This window comes from Phragmitibacter flavus, from assembly GCF_005780165.1.
In the GTDB taxonomy this organism is placed as follows: domain Bacteria; phylum Verrucomicrobiota; class Verrucomicrobiia; order Verrucomicrobiales; family Verrucomicrobiaceae; genus Phragmitibacter; species Phragmitibacter flavus.
The window spans coordinates 35527-50771 of sequence record NZ_VAUV01000011.1 but is presented as its reverse complement, the minus strand read 5'-3'; the positions used below and the strand labels follow the sequence as shown (position 1 = coordinate 50771).

At 56.9% G+C, this 15245-nt stretch carries 16 protein-coding genes; 9 read left to right on the top strand and 7 right to left on the bottom strand.

The window, feature by feature from the left end:
• Positions 1–116 precede the first annotated feature (116 nt).
• Positions 117–1733 carry a trypsin-like peptidase domain-containing protein gene (locus FEM03_RS15495; protein WP_138087193.1) on the top strand — a complete coding sequence of 539 codons (1617 nt, stop codon included), beginning with the start codon at positions 117–119 and terminating at the stop codon, positions 1731–1733.
• A 450-nt stretch (positions 1734–2183) separates the two neighbouring features.
• Here FEM03_RS15495 and FEM03_RS15490 read toward each other — a convergent pair whose 3' ends face one another.
• The 5 genes from FEM03_RS15490 to FEM03_RS15470 all read right to left on the bottom strand — a co-directional run bounded on the left by FEM03_RS15490 (position 2184) and on the right by FEM03_RS15470 (position 7422).
• Positions 2184–2690, bottom strand: a complete 507-nt coding sequence (locus tag FEM03_RS15490; RefSeq protein WP_138087192.1) for a hypothetical protein — start codon at positions 2688–2690, stop codon at positions 2184–2186.
• Between the two features lie 26 nt (positions 2691–2716).
• Positions 2717–4093 (bottom strand): DUF2868 domain-containing protein, encoded by a 1377-nt coding sequence (locus FEM03_RS15485; protein ID WP_138087191.1) that lies wholly within the window; start codon positions 4091–4093, stop codon positions 2717–2719.
• Positions 4094–4161: 68 nt separating this feature from the next.
• Positions 4162–4533, bottom strand: a complete 372-nt coding sequence (locus FEM03_RS15480; RefSeq protein WP_138087190.1) for a DciA family protein — start codon at positions 4531–4533, stop codon at positions 4162–4164.
• A 325-nt stretch (positions 4534–4858) separates the two neighbouring features.
• The gene (locus FEM03_RS15475; protein ID WP_138087189.1) at positions 4859–6253 is read right to left on the bottom strand and encodes a sigma-54-dependent transcriptional regulator; all 1395 of its coding nucleotides are present in this window, start codon (positions 6251–6253) and stop codon (positions 4859–4861) included.
• Between the two features lie 35 nt (positions 6254–6288).
• The gene (locus tag FEM03_RS15470; protein ID WP_138087188.1) at positions 6289–7422 is read right to left on the bottom strand and encodes a two-component system sensor histidine kinase NtrB; all 1134 of its coding nucleotides are present in this window, start codon (positions 7420–7422) and stop codon (positions 6289–6291) included.
• 12 nt (positions 7423–7434) lie between these two features.
• On the opposite strand from FEM03_RS15470, the gene cutA reads away from it, so the two are divergent.
• Positions 7435–7758: a divalent-cation tolerance protein CutA gene (gene cutA, locus FEM03_RS15465; RefSeq protein WP_138087187.1), complete on the top strand. Its 324-nt coding sequence runs from the start codon at positions 7435–7437 to the stop codon at positions 7756–7758.
• A 12-nt stretch (positions 7759–7770) separates the two neighbouring features.
• Here cutA and FEM03_RS15460 read toward each other — a convergent pair whose 3' ends face one another.
• On the bottom strand, positions 7771–9471 hold the full coding sequence (locus tag FEM03_RS15460) for an N-acetylmuramoyl-L-alanine amidase family protein (protein ID WP_206171035.1): 1701 nt from the start codon (positions 9469–9471) through the stop codon (positions 7771–7773).
• A gap of 118 nt (positions 9472–9589) precedes the next feature.
• A complete protein-coding gene (dtd, locus tag FEM03_RS15455) occupies positions 9590–10042 on the bottom strand; it encodes a D-aminoacyl-tRNA deacylase (protein WP_138087185.1) in 453 nt (150 codons plus the stop codon).
• Positions 10043–10151: 109 nt separating this feature from the next.
• On the opposite strand from dtd, the gene FEM03_RS15450 reads away from it, so the two are divergent.
• From FEM03_RS15450 to FEM03_RS15420, 7 genes are all read left to right on the top strand, one after another.
• The gene (locus FEM03_RS15450; RefSeq protein ID WP_206171034.1) at positions 10152–10910 is read left to right on the top strand and encodes a SanA/YdcF family protein; all 759 of its coding nucleotides are present in this window, start codon (positions 10152–10154) and stop codon (positions 10908–10910) included.
• Positions 10911–10970: 60 nt separating this feature from the next.
• On the top strand, positions 10971–11375 hold the full coding sequence (locus FEM03_RS15445) for a DUF4339 domain-containing protein (RefSeq protein WP_138087184.1): 405 nt from the start codon (positions 10971–10973) through the stop codon (positions 11373–11375).
• Between the two features lie 71 nt (positions 11376–11446).
• A complete protein-coding gene (locus tag FEM03_RS15440; protein WP_166442894.1) occupies positions 11447–12199 on the top strand; it encodes an RDD family protein in 753 nt (250 codons plus the stop codon).
• A gap of 28 nt (positions 12200–12227) precedes the next feature.
• Entirely contained in the window at positions 12228–12869 is a 642-nt protein-coding gene (locus FEM03_RS15435; protein ID WP_138087182.1) for a hypothetical protein, read from the top strand.
• Positions 12870–12887: 18 nt separating this feature from the next.
• Positions 12888–13979 (top strand): hypothetical protein, encoded by a 1092-nt coding sequence (locus FEM03_RS15430; protein ID WP_138087181.1) that lies wholly within the window; start codon positions 12888–12890, stop codon positions 13977–13979.
• Positions 13980–13985: 6 nt separating this feature from the next.
• Positions 13986–14297 carry a hypothetical protein gene (locus FEM03_RS15425; RefSeq protein WP_138087180.1) on the top strand — a complete coding sequence of 104 codons (312 nt, stop codon included), beginning with the start codon at positions 13986–13988 and terminating at the stop codon, positions 14295–14297.
• 101 nt (positions 14298–14398) lie between these two features.
• Positions 14399–15238: a DUF502 domain-containing protein gene (locus FEM03_RS15420; protein ID WP_166442893.1), complete on the top strand. Its 840-nt coding sequence runs from the start codon at positions 14399–14401 to the stop codon at positions 15236–15238.
• Positions 15239–15245 lie beyond the last annotated feature (7 nt).

The window sequence follows — 15245 nt, the reverse complement described above, 5'->3', positions numbered from 1 at the left end:
TCAAACAAAAGGAGAAAAAATTGATTCAACGCTTTTGAATGAAATTCGTCTGTTATGTTGCAGCAGGACTTGAGTGACCTGTGCGTATACTTACTGAGAAACTAATACCCATATCTATGAAAAAGCCACGATTTAGAACATTGACCTATGCTGGAGTTGGCCTGGCCGGACTGGCAGCCTTCCTCTATGCGGAGGAGGTCAAGACTGAAGAAGCGAAGGTTGAAAATATCGAGTCCAAGATTGCTTATGATCACTCGGAGATTGCCAATTCCGGACAGTTGGTGATGAGTTATGCCGATGTGGTGGAACAGGTGCTGCCAAGTGTGGCAAGCATCAGCACTTTCGCCAAGCCGGGTCAGCAGCGCGGTCCTGGTGGACAGCGTCAGTTGGATGAAGAGGATCTGGAAGCCCTGCCTCCAATGTTTCGTGAGTTTTTCCGCGATTACATGGAGCGGAACGGGCCGCAGGGTGAGGAGCAGCAGAGCCCTCGCAATCAGCGTCGGCAGCGCCAGCAGGCTCCCGTGCGCACCGGTTTGGGATCAGGGTTTGTGTTGACGGAAGATGGTTACATCGTGACGAACAATCACGTGGTCGACAACTCTGATGAACTGAAAGTTACGGTCGGGAATGCCAGCCGCGAATACACGGCGAAAGTGGTCGGGAAAGATCCGCAATCGGATGTGGCGCTGATCAAAATTGACGCGAAGGGGTTGATTCCTGCGAAGATTGGCGACAGTTCGAAAGTGCGTGTTGGGGATGTGGTGCTGGCGATGGGTTCTCCGATGGGGCTCGATCAGTCGGTGACCCAGGGAATCGTGAGTGCCAAGGGGCGTTCGCAATTGCAGATTCTTAGTGGTCAGGGGCAGATGGGGGGGTATGAGGATTTTATCCAGACCGATGCCGCCATCAATCCGGGCAACTCGGGTGGGCCCTTGGTGGATGCGAAGGGTCGGGTGATTGGCGTGAACACGGCGATCCAAACCCGCACCGGCATGTTTGCCGGCATTGGCCTCTCCATTCCTTCCAACATGGCGGTGGCGATTGCGCTTGATCTGGCCGGTGATGGAAAAGTGGAACGTGGTTTTCTCGGCATCCAGATGGGTGACGTGGATTCCGGCATGGCGGAATTTCTCGGTCTGAAGGATGATCGAGGCGTGACAGTGACGGCAGTGGTGGATGATTCACCGGCGGCCAAGGCGGGATTCCAAAGCGGCGATGTGATCGTGACGGTGGATGGCAGCGAGGTGGAAGACTATGTGAAGCTGCGTTTGCTGATTGGTTCCAAGCGGTCGGGCGAGACGGTGAAGTTTGGAGCGAAGCGCTTTAACGAAGAGACCAAAAAACCTGAGGACATTGAGCTCCAGGCCGTGCTTCAATCGCTGGATGGCGAGAAGGTGCTGGCTGGCATGCAACGAGGTCCTGGCGGTCAGAATGCTCCAGCATTGAAAGGCAACGAGTTCCTCAAAGGGGTGCGAGTCGTTAGCTTGAATGAGCAACTGCGTGCAGATTACGGCGTGCCCGAAGAGGTTGAAGGTCTGGTGGTCACTTCGGTGGAGGAAGACAGTCCCGCTGGCAAGGTCGGACTGCTTGAGGGTGATGTGATCACCAAGGTCAATCGTAAAGCGGTCAAGACCACGGCGGAAGCCAAATCGCTGCGTGGCGAAGCCGGTTCGGTGATGCTGTTGGAGATCTTCCGTGAAGGTCAGACGAAGTTTCTTCCGGTGAAGAACTGAGTCGAGTTGGCAGACGAAGTTATTTAATTTGAGAAGCGCTGGCACGAAGGTGTCAGCGCTTTTTTCGTCCCAAAGTGGATATCTGCGGAGGCGATGAGGCAGCGTTCTGAACTGTGAAGCTTTTTGAAGGGTTCACCAATACACTGCGAATAGACCTGCAAAAAGAGTTATAAACAGCGATGCCATTATCCAATCGCCATCGAGAATATCAAACAAGCAACGAAAGAAAAATCCAATCACCCAGAGTGAAGTAAGGAAAGTCCAAGCTGTCGGTGTCCGATTTTTTAACCGATCCCGAATCAGAATTGCGATGAAAGCGACCACAGCAGTCACTACTCCGAAGATTGGCGTGGTCATATTTCAAACTGTTGAATCGTGGCGAAACGCAAACTTGCAGATCAATTGAAGCCCCAGGCCTCGCCGCCATTCATTGAGCGTCCAGCGAGTCATTTAAGTGAAATCAGTTAGTGGATTGAATATAACAACTCCGGATTCAACTTTTTTCACAAACTTCATTTTGACACGAGATTTTTCAGCGCTGGATTTTCCCACGACGATTGCGTTGAAAGAAATCGTAAGGTCGCTGTTCGTTTGGAACAGTTCGCTGACGATTGGTTCAGTGAGGCTCTGACCAAAACCCGACTTACCGATCAGAATGGTGAGATCCTTTGTTTCGATCGTACGGTTAGGGGCAAAAGTTACTTTCAACGACCGGATGAAAACTTGTGAATAAGCCTCTGGTCGGGCGGTAAGGGTGAATTGCAATTTGAATGGGGCACTTGTTTTGTTTCCGCCTGGAGCGCCAACGAAGTTGATACCAAGCTTCCCATCCTTGAGTTGAATCAAGCTGCTGTTTGATGACCATTTCTCATGACTGACATGGGAAACACACGATCCTGTCAGCAGTAGCGCTAGGCAGGCAACTCCGACTACCAGAGTCCAGCGGCTGATCTCCATACAGTTTCTCATTTGGAGTTGGTGAGTTATGGCTGGATATGCACGTTCCGATCCGAGACGATTTCGATGGGGAGTCCCTCAAGAATTTGACTCCAGTTCTGTCGGCGCTGGTCGAGGCGTTGGGGATAGTCTCCGAAGCTGGACCAGCGTTTGGAGAGAGCGCTGTCATCGAGGGCGACAATCAGTGAGGGATGGCTTTTTACCGTGCGCCATTTTTCGAGGATGGATTCGGCCAGCCAACGATGGATTTCAATTTCCGGCACCGCGGCGAGGTTGAAGATGAGCAGGACGGTTGAACTAGCGGGGGGATTCCAGGATTCGATGAAGGCGACTTCGTTGCCAACCGTTACCTGCTCGAACTGGCAGTGTCCCATGTCGGGCCATTGGCGATGGGCGATGAGGCGCCAACGGTCCTGGGATTCGCGGTCGGTGCTGATGAAACCGTGGACAAGGATTTGCACGGCAGAGCCGGAGCCATCGGTGAGCGCGAGGAGCCGGGTGGCGTAGTTTTGCCAGTCTTCGGTTTGCAGCGCGCGCGCGATGGCTTGTCGGGAGCGTTGCCATTCGAGTAGGGCGAGGAGTCCACGAGGAAGAATGATGAAAAGGGCGAGGGTGCCGGCGTAAAGGTGGATCCAGGGGAGGGCGGCGGCGGGCTGGCGGGCGGTGAGGTTGATGCCACGTCGCATCGCACGGATGTCGGAGGTGGGAACGGGGATGTTGAGGAGTTGGGAGGCAGGTTGGAAGAGGGTGTTGAAGAAGGTGGTGGCGCTTTGGTCGTTGAGCAGGGTGCTTTCCCAGACGGCGCGGTATTCTTTGGACCAGCCGCGGGCATACATGCCGCTGATGCTGCCGAGGGCAAGGAGGGCGGCGGCAATGTGCAGCCAGGCGCGGAAGCGGTAGGTGAAACGTTGCAGCCAGGGGCGTTGAATGAGTTCGATGAAGCGGGTCGAGATCGGGGATTGATGGGCTCTGGCGCGTTGTATGAGATAATTGGCAACGGCATCAGGTGCTGTGGATTTGCCGCCGGAGATGAGGCTGAGGAGCATGACGATGCCGTTCCAAAGCAGCAGGCCGATGAGGGGAAGCGCGAGGAGATTGATTTCGCTTTCCTGACCGAGGGCGGCGAGGAACCATCCGACGATGATCGCGGCGATCCAACCATTGAAGCCGAGCCAGGAGGGGATGCGTGGGAGGTCTAGCTGGGGTGGGACGGGTTTGGCGGAAGGTTTTTCAAGAAGAATGCGGGAGCGCTCGGTGAGGAACTTCGGCAGCGCGATGTTGGGGAATTCGTTTCTGGTTTGCTGGGTGGCGGCCCGGCGGGTTTCTTGCGGCCAGATGTGGTTTTCGCGATCCGTTTCTTCAACGGCTCTGACATGGGAGGTTTTTAGCAGTTGATGCCACATGAGCGGAAACGACGGTGTCGCGGAGATGGAAGATTCGATGGGTGCAGATTGTCCCTGAACTCACGTCATCAACCGTGACGGAAGCGGATGTCTTTGATGGTTTTTTCGCCAAAACGATCCTGCAGGCGCTGGAGAAGTTCGGCTTTTTTCATCATGAGGGTGTGATGGATGGCGGGTTGGGCAAGGCGGATGGTAAGGACGGCGCGTTTGATACCATCGGGCGCGGTGTGCTGGGCGACGAAGGCTCCAACGATGTCCTGCCACGCGGCTGTCATTTCTTCGGCCCGGAGGCGGTCATCGAGCTTCCACGTTTTGAGAATTTGTGGAAGAAGGTTGTCGGGAGTGAGAGTCGGAAGGTCCTGCAACGGCGCACCTTCGGCGTTGCGCCATTGATTGATGAGGCGGTGGCGCAGGCGTTGTTCGCGGGTGGCGTAGCGCATGGATGTGGGACAGGGTAAGGGGGTTGGGGTGATGGGTCAAGGAGAGGTAATCGTCCTCGTCCTCGTTCTCCTACTCGTCCCCGATGGTGGTGGGTGTTGGGAGAACGGGGAACGAGTGGGGATGGCGGGTGTAGGGAGGTTTGGGTGTTTTTTTGCGCGGGTGAAATTGAGGCGTTGAGTGTCGAGGACGAGTAGGAGAACGAGGACGAGGACGAGTGGGGAAATTTGGGGACGAGGAAGGTGGCGGGATTTAGTGTGGGGAGTAGGAGTAAGAGTAAGAGTAAGAGTAAGAGGAGGAGTAAGAGTAAGAGTAAGAGTAGGATCGTTACTCGGAGCGGCGGATGCGCTTGACGCGGTTCATTTCTTTGAGTTTGCGTTGCAGGGTGCGGCGGCTGAGGCCGAGGAGTTCGGCGGCTTCGGTGCGGTTGTCGCCGGAACGGACAAGGGCTTCGTCAATGAGTCGGCGTTCCATGGTTTCGAGGTTCAGGTCGATGAGAGGAACTTCCGCTGGTGCAGTCGTTGATGAAGTGGAGTTGAAGGAGATGAAGCTGCCACCGGTGACGGTAGGCGGAAGATTTTTTAGGCCGACGCGCGCGCTGTTGCACATGACGATGCCGTGTTCGATGGCGGCACGGAGTTCTCGCACATTGCCAGGCCAGTTGTAAGCGAGGAGGGCTTGCAGGGCTTCTTCGCTGAGGGGTTTGTAGGGTTTGTTGTTGAGCTCAGCGAGTTCGCGCAGGAAGGCATCGGCGAGGACGGGGATGTCGGGTTTGCGCTCGCGAAGAGGGGGAAGATGGATGCGGACAACGTGGAGGCGCCAATAAAGGTCTTCGCGAAATTTGCCTTCTTTGACAAGGGCGGCGAGGTCTTTGTTGGTTGCGGTGACGACGCGGACGTCGACGTGGATGGGTTTGGAGCCGCCGACACGTTCGATGGTCTGTTCGCCAAGGGCACGAAGGAGTTTGACCTGGATGTTGGCGTCGATCTCGCCGATTTCGTCGAGAAACAAGGTGCCGCCATCGGCGAGTTCGAAGCGGCCGATGCGCTTGTCCTGGGCTCCGGTGAATGCACCTTTTTCATGGCCGAAGAGTTCGGATTCGAGGACGTTGGGGGAGAGAGCGGCGCAGTGGACGGTGACGAGTTTTGCCTTGGGGCGACCGGAGAGGTTATGGATGGCGCGGGCGACGAGTTCTTTGCCGGTGCCGGATTCGCCATCAATGAGCACGGTGGCGCGGGTGGGGGCGACTTGTTCGATGATCTCGAAAACGGGTTTCATGTTCTCGGCCTGACCGAGGATACCGTCGATGGTGTATTTGCGTTCAACCTGGCGTTTGAGTTCGACGTTTTCTTTTTCGGTGGCGCGGTTTTTGAGGGCGCGCTTGATGAGAATTTCGACCTCGTCCAGGTTGAGGGGTTTGGTGACGAAATCGTAGGCCCCCTGCTTCATGGCTTCGACGGCGGTGTCGACGGAGCCGTAGGCGGTCATCATCACGCAGATGGGGGGCTGCGGGAGGGCGAGGGCGCTTTGGATGAGGTCCATGCCGGATTCACCGCCGAGTCGGAGATCGGTGAGCATGAGCTGGACGTTGTCGTGGCGCAGAATCTCCATGGCCTCGGCGCTGTTGCTGGCGACGTAGACGTCGAAGTCGTCTTCAAGCGAGAGACGAAGGCCTTCGCGGGTGTGTTTTTCGTCGTCAACGATGAGGATTGTGGGATCCATGAAGGGGCTAGAGGATAAGGATTGATGCGAGTGGTTTACTCAAGATACCGCATGCGTTTTTCGGTGAGGGGGAGGTAGAGATTGATGCGGGTGCCTTCGGCGACTTTGCTTTCGATTTCGATTTCGCCGCCGTGCTCGCGGATGATTCGACGGACGATGAGGAGGCCGAGCCCGGTGCCGGATTTGCGGGTGGTGAAGAACGGCTGGAAGAGGTTGCCCATGTTTTCGGAGGTGATGCCTTTGCCCTGATCGTGGAAGCTGAGACGGATTTCGAAATCGGTAAAGGTGCCGCTGATGGTCAGTCTGCCGCCGTTGGGCATGGCCTGGCAGGCGTTGCGGATAAGGTTATAGAAGGCTTGCTTGATTTGATCGCCATCGAGAAGCATGGCGGGGAGGTCGCTGCGGAGGTCGAGTTTGATGCGGACGTTGGCCTGTTTGATTTCCGGTTTAAGGACCTTGAGGGTTTCGTGGAGAAGATCGTTGAGGTGCAGGCGCTGGAGCTGGGGCTGGGTGGGTCGGATGGCGGCGAGGAACTGACTGATGATGCCGTCCATGCGTTTGATTTCTCCCTGGGCCACCTCGAGGAGTTCTTCGAGGTTGCCACTGGATTTTTTGTCGAGTTTGCGGAGGCGGCGGGAAAGCAGTTGGAGGTGGATGGTGAGGGAGTTGAGCGGGTTGCCGAGTTCGTGGGCAACACCGGCGGCGAGCATGGTGAGGGCGGTGATGCGTTCGCTTTCGATTTTTTCCTCGGTGAGTTTGCGCGTAAGGGTGATGTCACGGATGAGCATGACGAAGCCGAGGTCTTCGTGTTCGTCGATGGGGGTGACGTAAAAGTTGAGGTAGCGATTTTCGGGGTAGAAAATTTCCAGGTCGCGACTGACAGCACCGCCGGATTTGAGGAGGGCATTCCAGTCGAAGCCTTGCAGGCCTTGGGTCAGCTGCTGGCCGTGGATGTTGTCGCGTTGAAGTCCAAAGAGGTTGCAGGCGGCGGAGTTGACGTAGGTGACCTTGCCTTCTTGGTCGAGGAGAATGACGCCTTCCTGCAAGGCTTCGAACACTTTTTCAAACAGTCCTTTCTCCTGCACGAGGCGCTGGAGATAGCGCTGCATGTCGGCAGGCTCCAGGTGGTCCATGCGTTTGACGAGCTTGTCGAAGAAGCCGGATTTCATATAGTGGAAGGCATGGATACAGAGATTTTGATCGTTTTTTGCACGATGCCGTCGGTCGAGAAAGCGCGACAAATTGCCACAGTTCTAGTGGAATCGCAACTGGTGGCGTGTGTCAATTTGTGTCCATCCGTGGAATCGATTTACCGATGGGAGGGTAAGGTGGAAACGGCCTCGGAGGTGCTGGCAGTGATGAAAACGACGCGCGAAAGGTATGCCGATCTTGAAGTTCGACTCCGTGAACTGCATCCGTATGAGGTGCCGGAGATTGTGGCGGTGCCGGTGGTGGCGGGTTTGCCGGAATACCTGCACTGGGTGACTGGCGCGACGGGAGGATGATGTGATCTCCGACTATCGGCTCGTAGTCGTGCGGGCGCGGGGTTTTAGGGCGTTGCGGTAGTTGATGATGGATTGGGCGATGGTGTTGGCGAGTTCCACCCGGAAGTTGTCGGCGGCGATAAGTTTGCCGTCGTTGGCATTGGTGACGAAGCCGCCTTCGAACAGAATGCCGGGACGTTGGAGGCCGGTGAGGACGCGCCAGCGGGCGCGTTTGACGCCGCGATCGACAAGTTTGAAGTGATGAACAACGCCGGCATGGACGGCGGTGGCGAGGGCGATGTTTTCGGAGTCGAGCTGGTTGCCCTGGAAGGCGACGGCGTCAACACTGCGACGACCGTAGATGGAGGAGCTGCCTTGCGGCGAGAGGGCAAAGGTTTCGATGCCGGTGGCAGTGCTCGGGCCCGAGTTGTAGTGGAGGCTGACGTAGATGCAGTTGGGGATTTTGTTGGCGATGGCAACGCGGGCGGGGAGGGAGAGGAAGACGTCGGTGCTGCGGGTCATGACGACCTTGATGCCGCGTTGTTCGAGGGAGCGTTTGAGAAGCAGGCCAAGCTTGAGGGCGAAATCTTTTTCGTGGCCGTAGATGCCGCGCGCTCCACCATCGCTGCCGCCATGGCCGGGATCGATGACGACAGTGTCAAAGAGTTTGGCGTTGCCGATGTAGCTGGGACGGAGGACGGGATCGATGAGTTTGCAGAGGTCGAGTCGGGAAAAACAGGGTTTGTTGTTGAGCATTACCACGGGGTAGCTCAGGACGAATTTGATGTTGTTGATAAGCAGTTCGTGGCTGCCAAGGTTCGCCTTCATGATGAGCACGGGGGAGGTGAACCAGACGTTTTTGCTCTCGACCTTGAGGTTGTTGAAGCGGTAGAAGCGCTGGATGCTGTTGGCGGTGATGTAGTCGCGGGACTGGTAATTCAGCAGTTCCCAACCGGGCATGGCGGCGCTGGTGGTGGGTTTGATGTCGGTGGTTTTTTCGGCGACGGCGTTTTTGGGATTGACGGGACCGTCTTCGGGATCGCCTTCCATATCGTGGTCGGTGGCGTGGGAATTGGTGACGTCCCTGATGCCGCCCGGGGCGGTGTTGGTGCTGTTGTTCGCCATGCCGGTTTCGGACATGGGCATTTGCGTGGGGGATTCGGCGGCAGGAGGGAAAGGGACGGCGTTGGGATCGACGGTGGCGGGATCGGGTGTGATGGGCGCGATGACGAGGAGGGGTTGGTCGGCGGGCTTGAGAGGGCCGTGGATTTCAAAGGGGCCTGCGATGGCGACTGGTGGATCGGAAGGAGCAGAAGCAGCGGGAATGGGCTCGGGGATCTCAGGTGTGGGCGGAGGGGCAGGGGCCGCCGCCATGGCTTCGACAGCTGGAGCTGGAGCAGGAGCAGGAACAGCGGCTGGGGGCGGTGTGATGGGGATCGCCAGGTCCGGTTCGCGCATGGTGATGGCGGGGGGCGGCGGCGTTGGTTTGGCTTCCTCTACTGGCGGAATGGGAGATTCTTGAGGAGGAATAGGAGCGGGTGATGCAATTGGAGACGGAGCCGGAACTGGAGATGGAGACGAGACGATGGCAGGTGCTGCAACGGGAGCGGATGATGGGGTTTCGTCGTTGGGACTGCTTTTCTTGACGAGAAACCAGGTGCCCACGAAGAGCATGATGAGGCCGGCACAGACGGCGATCATGTGGAGTGGGGTGGGCTTGGCAGGCGGATTCACGAGCGGAAACGTTTACACGATAAGGGGGAGTTGGCAATGAACAGTGCTGTTGCAACGAATGATGGAGAGAGTTGAAGACGCCAATGGGGGGATTGGGGTTCAATTTTCGCGGGTTTTTTTACTCGCGATTTTGGGAGTCGATCCAGATGGTGACGGGTCCGTCGTTGATGAGGCTGATTTGCATGTCGGCTCCGAAGACGCCGCGTTTGACTTCGGTGTTGGTGAGGTTTTCAAGGAGTTGGAGGAAATTTTGGTAAAGGGGTTCGGCGTGCTCGGGTCGGGCGGCGCGGATGAAGGAGGGGCGGTTGCCTTTGCGCGTGCTGGCGTGGAGGGTGAACTGGCTGATGACGAGAAGCTGGCCGTTGACGGCGGCGAGGTCGGCGTTGATCGGGGCTTGGTCGTCGGGGAAGAGCCGAATTTTGGCAATCTTGGAGGCAAGCCAGGTGGCGTCTTCGAGAGTGTCGACGGCTTCGATGCCGACGAAGATGAGGAGGCCGCGCTGGATGTGGTCGTGAAGCTGACCATGGATGTGGACGCTGGCTTGAGAAACTCGTTGAACTAGGAGTCGCATGAGGCAAGGGTGGATTCGAAATTGATGGATGGTTATGTCGCAACGAGAATGTCGATGGATGTATGGCTGGAAGGATACCGTTGTGACGGAGGGGGAGTTTTCATAGTCGATGAATCAGAAAATTTCGGCAGGACGAAAGGGTTCGTGGTGGGGGCGCTGTGTGGACGGGGTAGGGCGCTGGATGGTGTGGTTGGATGAATTGATCAAGCTTTGGATGTTTCGAACGATGTTTTTTCTTTTGCACGTGGTGGTGGTGGTGGCTGCCTGTTATCTGGTGGTTTATGGAATGGCGCGCGGTCGTTGTCATGCAGTGGTGGATGAGGTGCCGGCGCGACTGGTGGGGCTGGTGCTGGGGACGGCGCCAAAGGTGGGCATTCGGGACAATTTGTTTTTTACCACGCGCATGGAGGCGGCAGCGAAGTTGTATCATGCCGGCAAGGTGCAGTATTTGATAGTCAGCGGAGACAATGCGAGGGCGGGTTACAATGAACCGGCAGAGATGAAAAAAGCGTTGGTGAAGGCGGGGGTGCCGGCGGAGCGGGTGTATTGTGATTATGCGGGGTTTCGGACGTTGGACAGTGTGGTGCGGGCGAAGAAGGTTTTTGGAATGGAGGAGTTCATGGTGATTGCGCAGCGGTTTCACAATGAGCGGGCCTTGTATATTGCGCGTCGCAACGGGATGCCGGACGTGGTGGCGTTTGATGCGGCGATGCCTGCGGTGAACACGGGCTGGAAGGTGCGGGTTCGGGAAGTGGGCGCGAGGATGATGGCGGTGCTGGATGTGGAAGTTTTCAAGACTGATCCAAGATTTTTGGGGCCGGAGGTAAGGATTGGGAAATCTTCGCCGCCGGTGGATGCGGGTGGTTGAGATATTTGGGATGTGGTGAATTTTGCTTTTCGACTGATGGTTTAGGTATTATCCAGTCTCATGAGTGAAACGCGTTGGTATCATGCTCTGAATGGCAAGGCTTTGGGGCCGGTTTCGGAGACGGAGATGAAGGCATTGATCAAGGAGGGCAAGGTTTCGGCTCAAAGTTTAATTTGGAAGCCGGAGATGGACAGGTGGAATGAGGTGGAGAAGGTCAGTCCCGATTGGTTGAAAACGGAGCCGGAGCCTGTGGCAGTGGCGGCGGTTGTCGTTGCATCTGAGAAGAAAGCGCCGGACATCCGTAAGACGGGGAAGGTGGTGTTGGAGTCGTTGGTAAAAGGTGGAAAGGCGGGAAGTGGGGCGAGTGTTTCAAAAGGAGGAGGCATGGGGGCGATTCCGGTGGGGGTGAAGACGGAAAAGCTGGAGGAGAAGAAGGGTTTATGGGGTAAGATTTTTAAGAGGTAGGGACACTGGCTATTTTTTGATGGCGCAAGTCACCGACTTGCGCTTGGATGCACCTGGATTTACTCGATCTTATGAACTGGTATTACGCGCTCGGTGGGCAACAAAAGGGTCCGGTTTCGGACATGGAGTTCACGACGCTTGTTCGTGATGGTGTCATTCTTCCCAAGACGCTGGTCTGGCGGGAAGGGCAGCCGGAATGGCAGGCATTGGAGAAGGCGCGACCTGATCTGATGGTGGTTTCGAATGCACCGGTGATTGGCGGGGTGGCGGTTCCGGAGGAGAACAAGGATGTCTTGGTGCAGCAGTTGCGCGAAGGGGCGGTGATTGGGGTGGGCGCTACTGGATCGGCAACGGATCTGCCTTATGCGGGTTTTTGGATTCGGGTGGGGGCGAAGTTGATCGACTGGGTGGTTTTGACAATTTTCATGGTGATCGTGGCGTTGATAGGGGTCATGGGGCTGGGAGTGGGTGCGGAATTTTTTGAGAGCCTGTCTTCGGGAAGGATGGAGAACGATCCAGAAGTAGCGATGGCGATGGCGATGTTTCAGCTTGGCTTCATGGTGGTCATCTGGGGGGCAGTGGTTGCCTACAATGCCGTGATGGTGGCCATGTGGGGGGGCACTCTAGGAAAACTGGCAGTGGGAATCCGGGTGGTGACGGCGGATGGCGGCAAGGTGACGTTCGGTCGTGCGGTTGGACGGGCTTTTGCGGACTTGATCAGCTATGCCGTTTGCCAGTTGCTGTATTTGATGGTGGCATTTGACGAGCCGCAGAAGCGGGCGTTGCATGATCACATCTGCGCGACGCGGGTGGTGCGCAAGTAGTCCCAGTTGGTGAGCCTTATTTTGGATCATGGCCTGGGTGAGATGCGCGGGATGCGGGGCGACGCAGCAGGCGGCGATTTTTCGCGGTCAGCCGGTGTCGAGCTGCGGCACGTGTCGGCGTCGGCTGGAGGTGCGGGTTTTGCCGGCAGTGTTTGGAGTGGCGAGCCGGCCACCGGCGCTTCCATCAAATGAAGGCGAAATTCAGTTGGGGGAGACGCGGTGTTTTTATGATCCTGTCAGGGTGGCGACCAAGAGTTGCTCGCATTGCGGGGTTTTTGTTTCGGACGCCTGGGTGGCGACGTGGGGGGAGGAAGTGGTCTGTTTGAAGTGTCTGGATGAATTGCGGACGAAGGGGGCAGATACGAAGTTTCAGGCGAAACGGGTGTTATGGGACAACGTGGTGCTGGGGCTGTCGGTGGGGCCATGGCTGTTGTCGCTGATTTTTGTGTTCACGGTATTGTTTTATGCGTTCGCGGTATTTTCGATCATGCTGACGTTGGTGGCGGCTCCGGCGGCGTTGTTTCTGGGGTTGAGGTATTGGAATGCACCGAGGGGTTTGGTGCCGAGAGGGCGCGGTCGGCTGATGATGGGAGTGGGTCTCGCAGTGTTGCAGTTGCTTGCCTGGGTGGTCGGGGTGGTTGCGTTGGTGCATTTCTGGACGGAGCTGTGAGTTGATGAGTTGAACAAAATGAAAAAGGCGTTTGAAGACTACCGATGGCTGGCGGGGACTCATGGAGTTCGAGGTAGTTTGTGGCAGGGGACGGACCATATGTTGGTGGTCGAGGGACGGGGGGTGTTTTGGGCGTTTGTGGAGCGGTATCGGCGCATCGATTACAAAAACATTCAGGCGCTGAGTTTGGTGAGGACTTCTTCGTGGATCTGGCTGGGCGTGCTGCAGGCAATGGGGGTGGCAGGTTTGGGGATGGGCGCATGGTTGGCGTATGGGGAGATGTCGGGGTTGGCGCTGACTTTGGCCATTGCGGCGCTGGGATTGTTGCTCGTGTTGGTGGTGCATCTGCAAAAGGGGCCTTCGTGCCGGTGCATGGTGCAGACGTCCGTGCAGGTGTTGAAGCTGAAGGCGCTGAAGCGGGAGCGGCAGGCGCTTCGGGTGATGGATGCGTTGGAGAAGATCTGTTTGGAGAGGCAGGGGGAGATGCCTTCATCGGAAGTGTCAGCGGTGCCTTTGGCGACTGCGGTTCCCGGACCACCAGGATTGCCAACGGCTCATGGGAAACCGGCGTGGCCGGGATCGGCCTGGGTGATGGCGGCGGGGGTAACGATGTTGCTTTGGGGGCTGGCGGTGGCGGGTGAACTGTGGGTCAATGGCGTGGCGTTTTTAGTGACCGACGTTTTGCTGGGGCTGGTGGCATTCTTGCTGGTGTTGGTGGGGCTGGTGAGGGTGATGTCGTTTTCCACTTCTCCGGGTTTGAAAGGATTGATGTGGACATCAGTGGTGTTGCAGGTGTTGTCGGGGGTGGGGTTGTATGTGATGTTCATTGCCGTAAGTGTGATGTCGGGGGTCAATGCCGGGAGTGGGGGAAGAACGTTGACACTGCCCGAGATGGCGGAGGGAGCGGCTAATTTCTCCATGGAGCAGGCGGGTGTCTGGGGCTTTTTGATGATGGGCCTGGGCGGATTGCTAGCGGTATTGGGCGTGTTGATGGTGGCGGGCGGCTGGTGGAGAAAAGTGCCCCAGGCGGCGGTGCCACCGCCGATGGTGGCGTCGGGTGGCCAAACGGAACTGCGTCCTTTGCAGGATGATTCAAATGAAGGAGGATGAGGAAGTATGGCTCAGGTGCAGTGTCTCAATCATCCCAAGCGTGAGGCGGCGGCCCGTTGCACGGCTTGTGCGCAGGTTTTTTGTCGTGAGTGCGTGACGAGTCTGGAGGGGAAGATGGTTTGCGGCGCGTGTTATCGGGAGAAGACGACGGTTGAGGCAGTGGCAAAGAAGGATTGGTATTTACTGACCGTCGCGATGCAGGTGGTTATGGGAATGGGGTTGCTTTGGTTGATGTCGTGGCTGGTAGGGAAATGGCTGGCGGAGATGCCAGCGGCTTTTCATGAGGGGACGATGTGGGAGACGTTTGGGAAAGGATAAGGGAGATGTCGGTTGTGGATTGAATGACGGGGAGCTAAGGTTGTCTGTGCTCTTAGGTTTCGTTTTTTTGCATGACTGATACTTCTCCCATACGCCACCCTGTGATCTGGCTTCGTAACAAGTTCCTGGCCGGGTTGGCGCTGGTGGTGCCGCTGGTGGTGACGTTTTGGATTTTACGGTTTGTCTATGAGTTCCTGTTGGGAATGAGCACGCCGTTGCTGATTTCGATGGGGTCCATTTACAATCAGACGGTGGGACCGGCGTTGCAGATCGATTTGACCGGGGAAACGTTCCTGATGTTGACGCGTTTTGTCGGTTTCCTGGTGCCGGTGGTGGTGCTGGTGGCGCTCGGGGTCATGGCGACCAACGTGCTGGGGGTGCGGGTGGTTTCGGCGATGGACAAGCTGTTGCTGCGCATTCCGATGATCTCGTTCATTTATAAATCGTTGAAGCAGGTGATTGAGGCGTTTCGGGGGTTTGGCGATACGCGCAATTTTAAGCGGGTGGTGTATGTGGAGTATCCGTCGCCGGGGATGAAACTGGTGGGATTTGTGACGGGTCAGTTCATGGATGAGAAGACGCAGAAGTCGATGACGATGGTGTTTGTGCCGGGGGCTTTGAGTCCGATGACGGGACTTTTGATTGTGGCGGAGACGCACACGTTGATTGATGCTCCCCTGACGTTGGAGGAGGCGATGAAGATGGTTTTTTCAGGCGGGTTGATTGGTCCGGATTCGGCAAATGCGCCGTTGGTGCGTCCAGTGCCGAAGCGGGTGAAGGGACGGAAGCGTGGGGATGAGTTTGCGGGTTTGCCGCAGGCGGAGGATTATGTGGAACCGGAGGAGGTGGATGAGACTGGAATGAAAGGCGAGGAGCGCGAACTGGCGGGAGCGGCGGCACCACAGGAGAAGTCATCTTTCCTGCCTTGGCGGAAGAAGTGAGGCTGAA

Bases quoted from the DNA above. Each gene is read 5' to 3' on its own strand.
- FEM03_RS15495 (WP_138087193.1), top strand. From the start codon at position 117: ATGAAAAAGCCACGATTTAGAACATTGACCTATGCTGGAGTTGGCCTG.
- FEM03_RS15490 (WP_138087192.1), bottom strand. From the start codon at position 2,690: ATGGAGATCAGCCGCTGGACTCTGGTAGTCGGAGTTGCCTGCCTAGCG.
- FEM03_RS15485 (WP_138087191.1), bottom strand. From the start codon at position 4,093: ATGTGGCATCAACTGCTAAAAACCTCCCATGTCAGAGCCGTTGAAGAA.
- FEM03_RS15480 (WP_138087190.1), bottom strand. From the start codon at position 4,533: ATGCGCTACGCCACCCGCGAACAACGCCTGCGCCACCGCCTCATCAAT.
- FEM03_RS15475 (WP_138087189.1), bottom strand. From the start codon at position 6,253: ATGGATCCCACAATCCTCATCGTTGACGACGAAAAACACACCCGCGAA.
- FEM03_RS15470 (WP_138087188.1), bottom strand. From the start codon at position 7,422: ATGAAATCCGGCTTCTTCGACAAGCTCGTCAAACGCATGGACCACCTG.
- cutA (WP_138087187.1), top strand. From the start codon at position 7,435: ATGGATACAGAGATTTTGATCGTTTTTTGCACGATGCCGTCGGTCGAG.
- dtd (WP_138087185.1), bottom strand. From the start codon at position 10,042: ATGCGACTCCTAGTTCAACGAGTTTCTCAAGCCAGCGTCCACATCCAT.
- FEM03_RS15450 (WP_206171034.1), top strand. From the start codon at position 10,152: ATGAATCAGAAAATTTCGGCAGGACGAAAGGGTTCGTGGTGGGGGCGC.
- FEM03_RS15445 (WP_138087184.1), top strand. From the start codon at position 10,971: ATGAGTGAAACGCGTTGGTATCATGCTCTGAATGGCAAGGCTTTGGGG.
- FEM03_RS15440 (WP_166442894.1), top strand. From the start codon at position 11,447: ATGAACTGGTATTACGCGCTCGGTGGGCAACAAAAGGGTCCGGTTTCG.
- FEM03_RS15435 (WP_138087182.1), top strand. From the start codon at position 12,228: ATGGCCTGGGTGAGATGCGCGGGATGCGGGGCGACGCAGCAGGCGGCG.
- FEM03_RS15430 (WP_138087181.1), top strand. From the start codon at position 12,888: ATGAAAAAGGCGTTTGAAGACTACCGATGGCTGGCGGGGACTCATGGA.
- FEM03_RS15425 (WP_138087180.1), top strand. From the start codon at position 13,986: ATGGCTCAGGTGCAGTGTCTCAATCATCCCAAGCGTGAGGCGGCGGCC.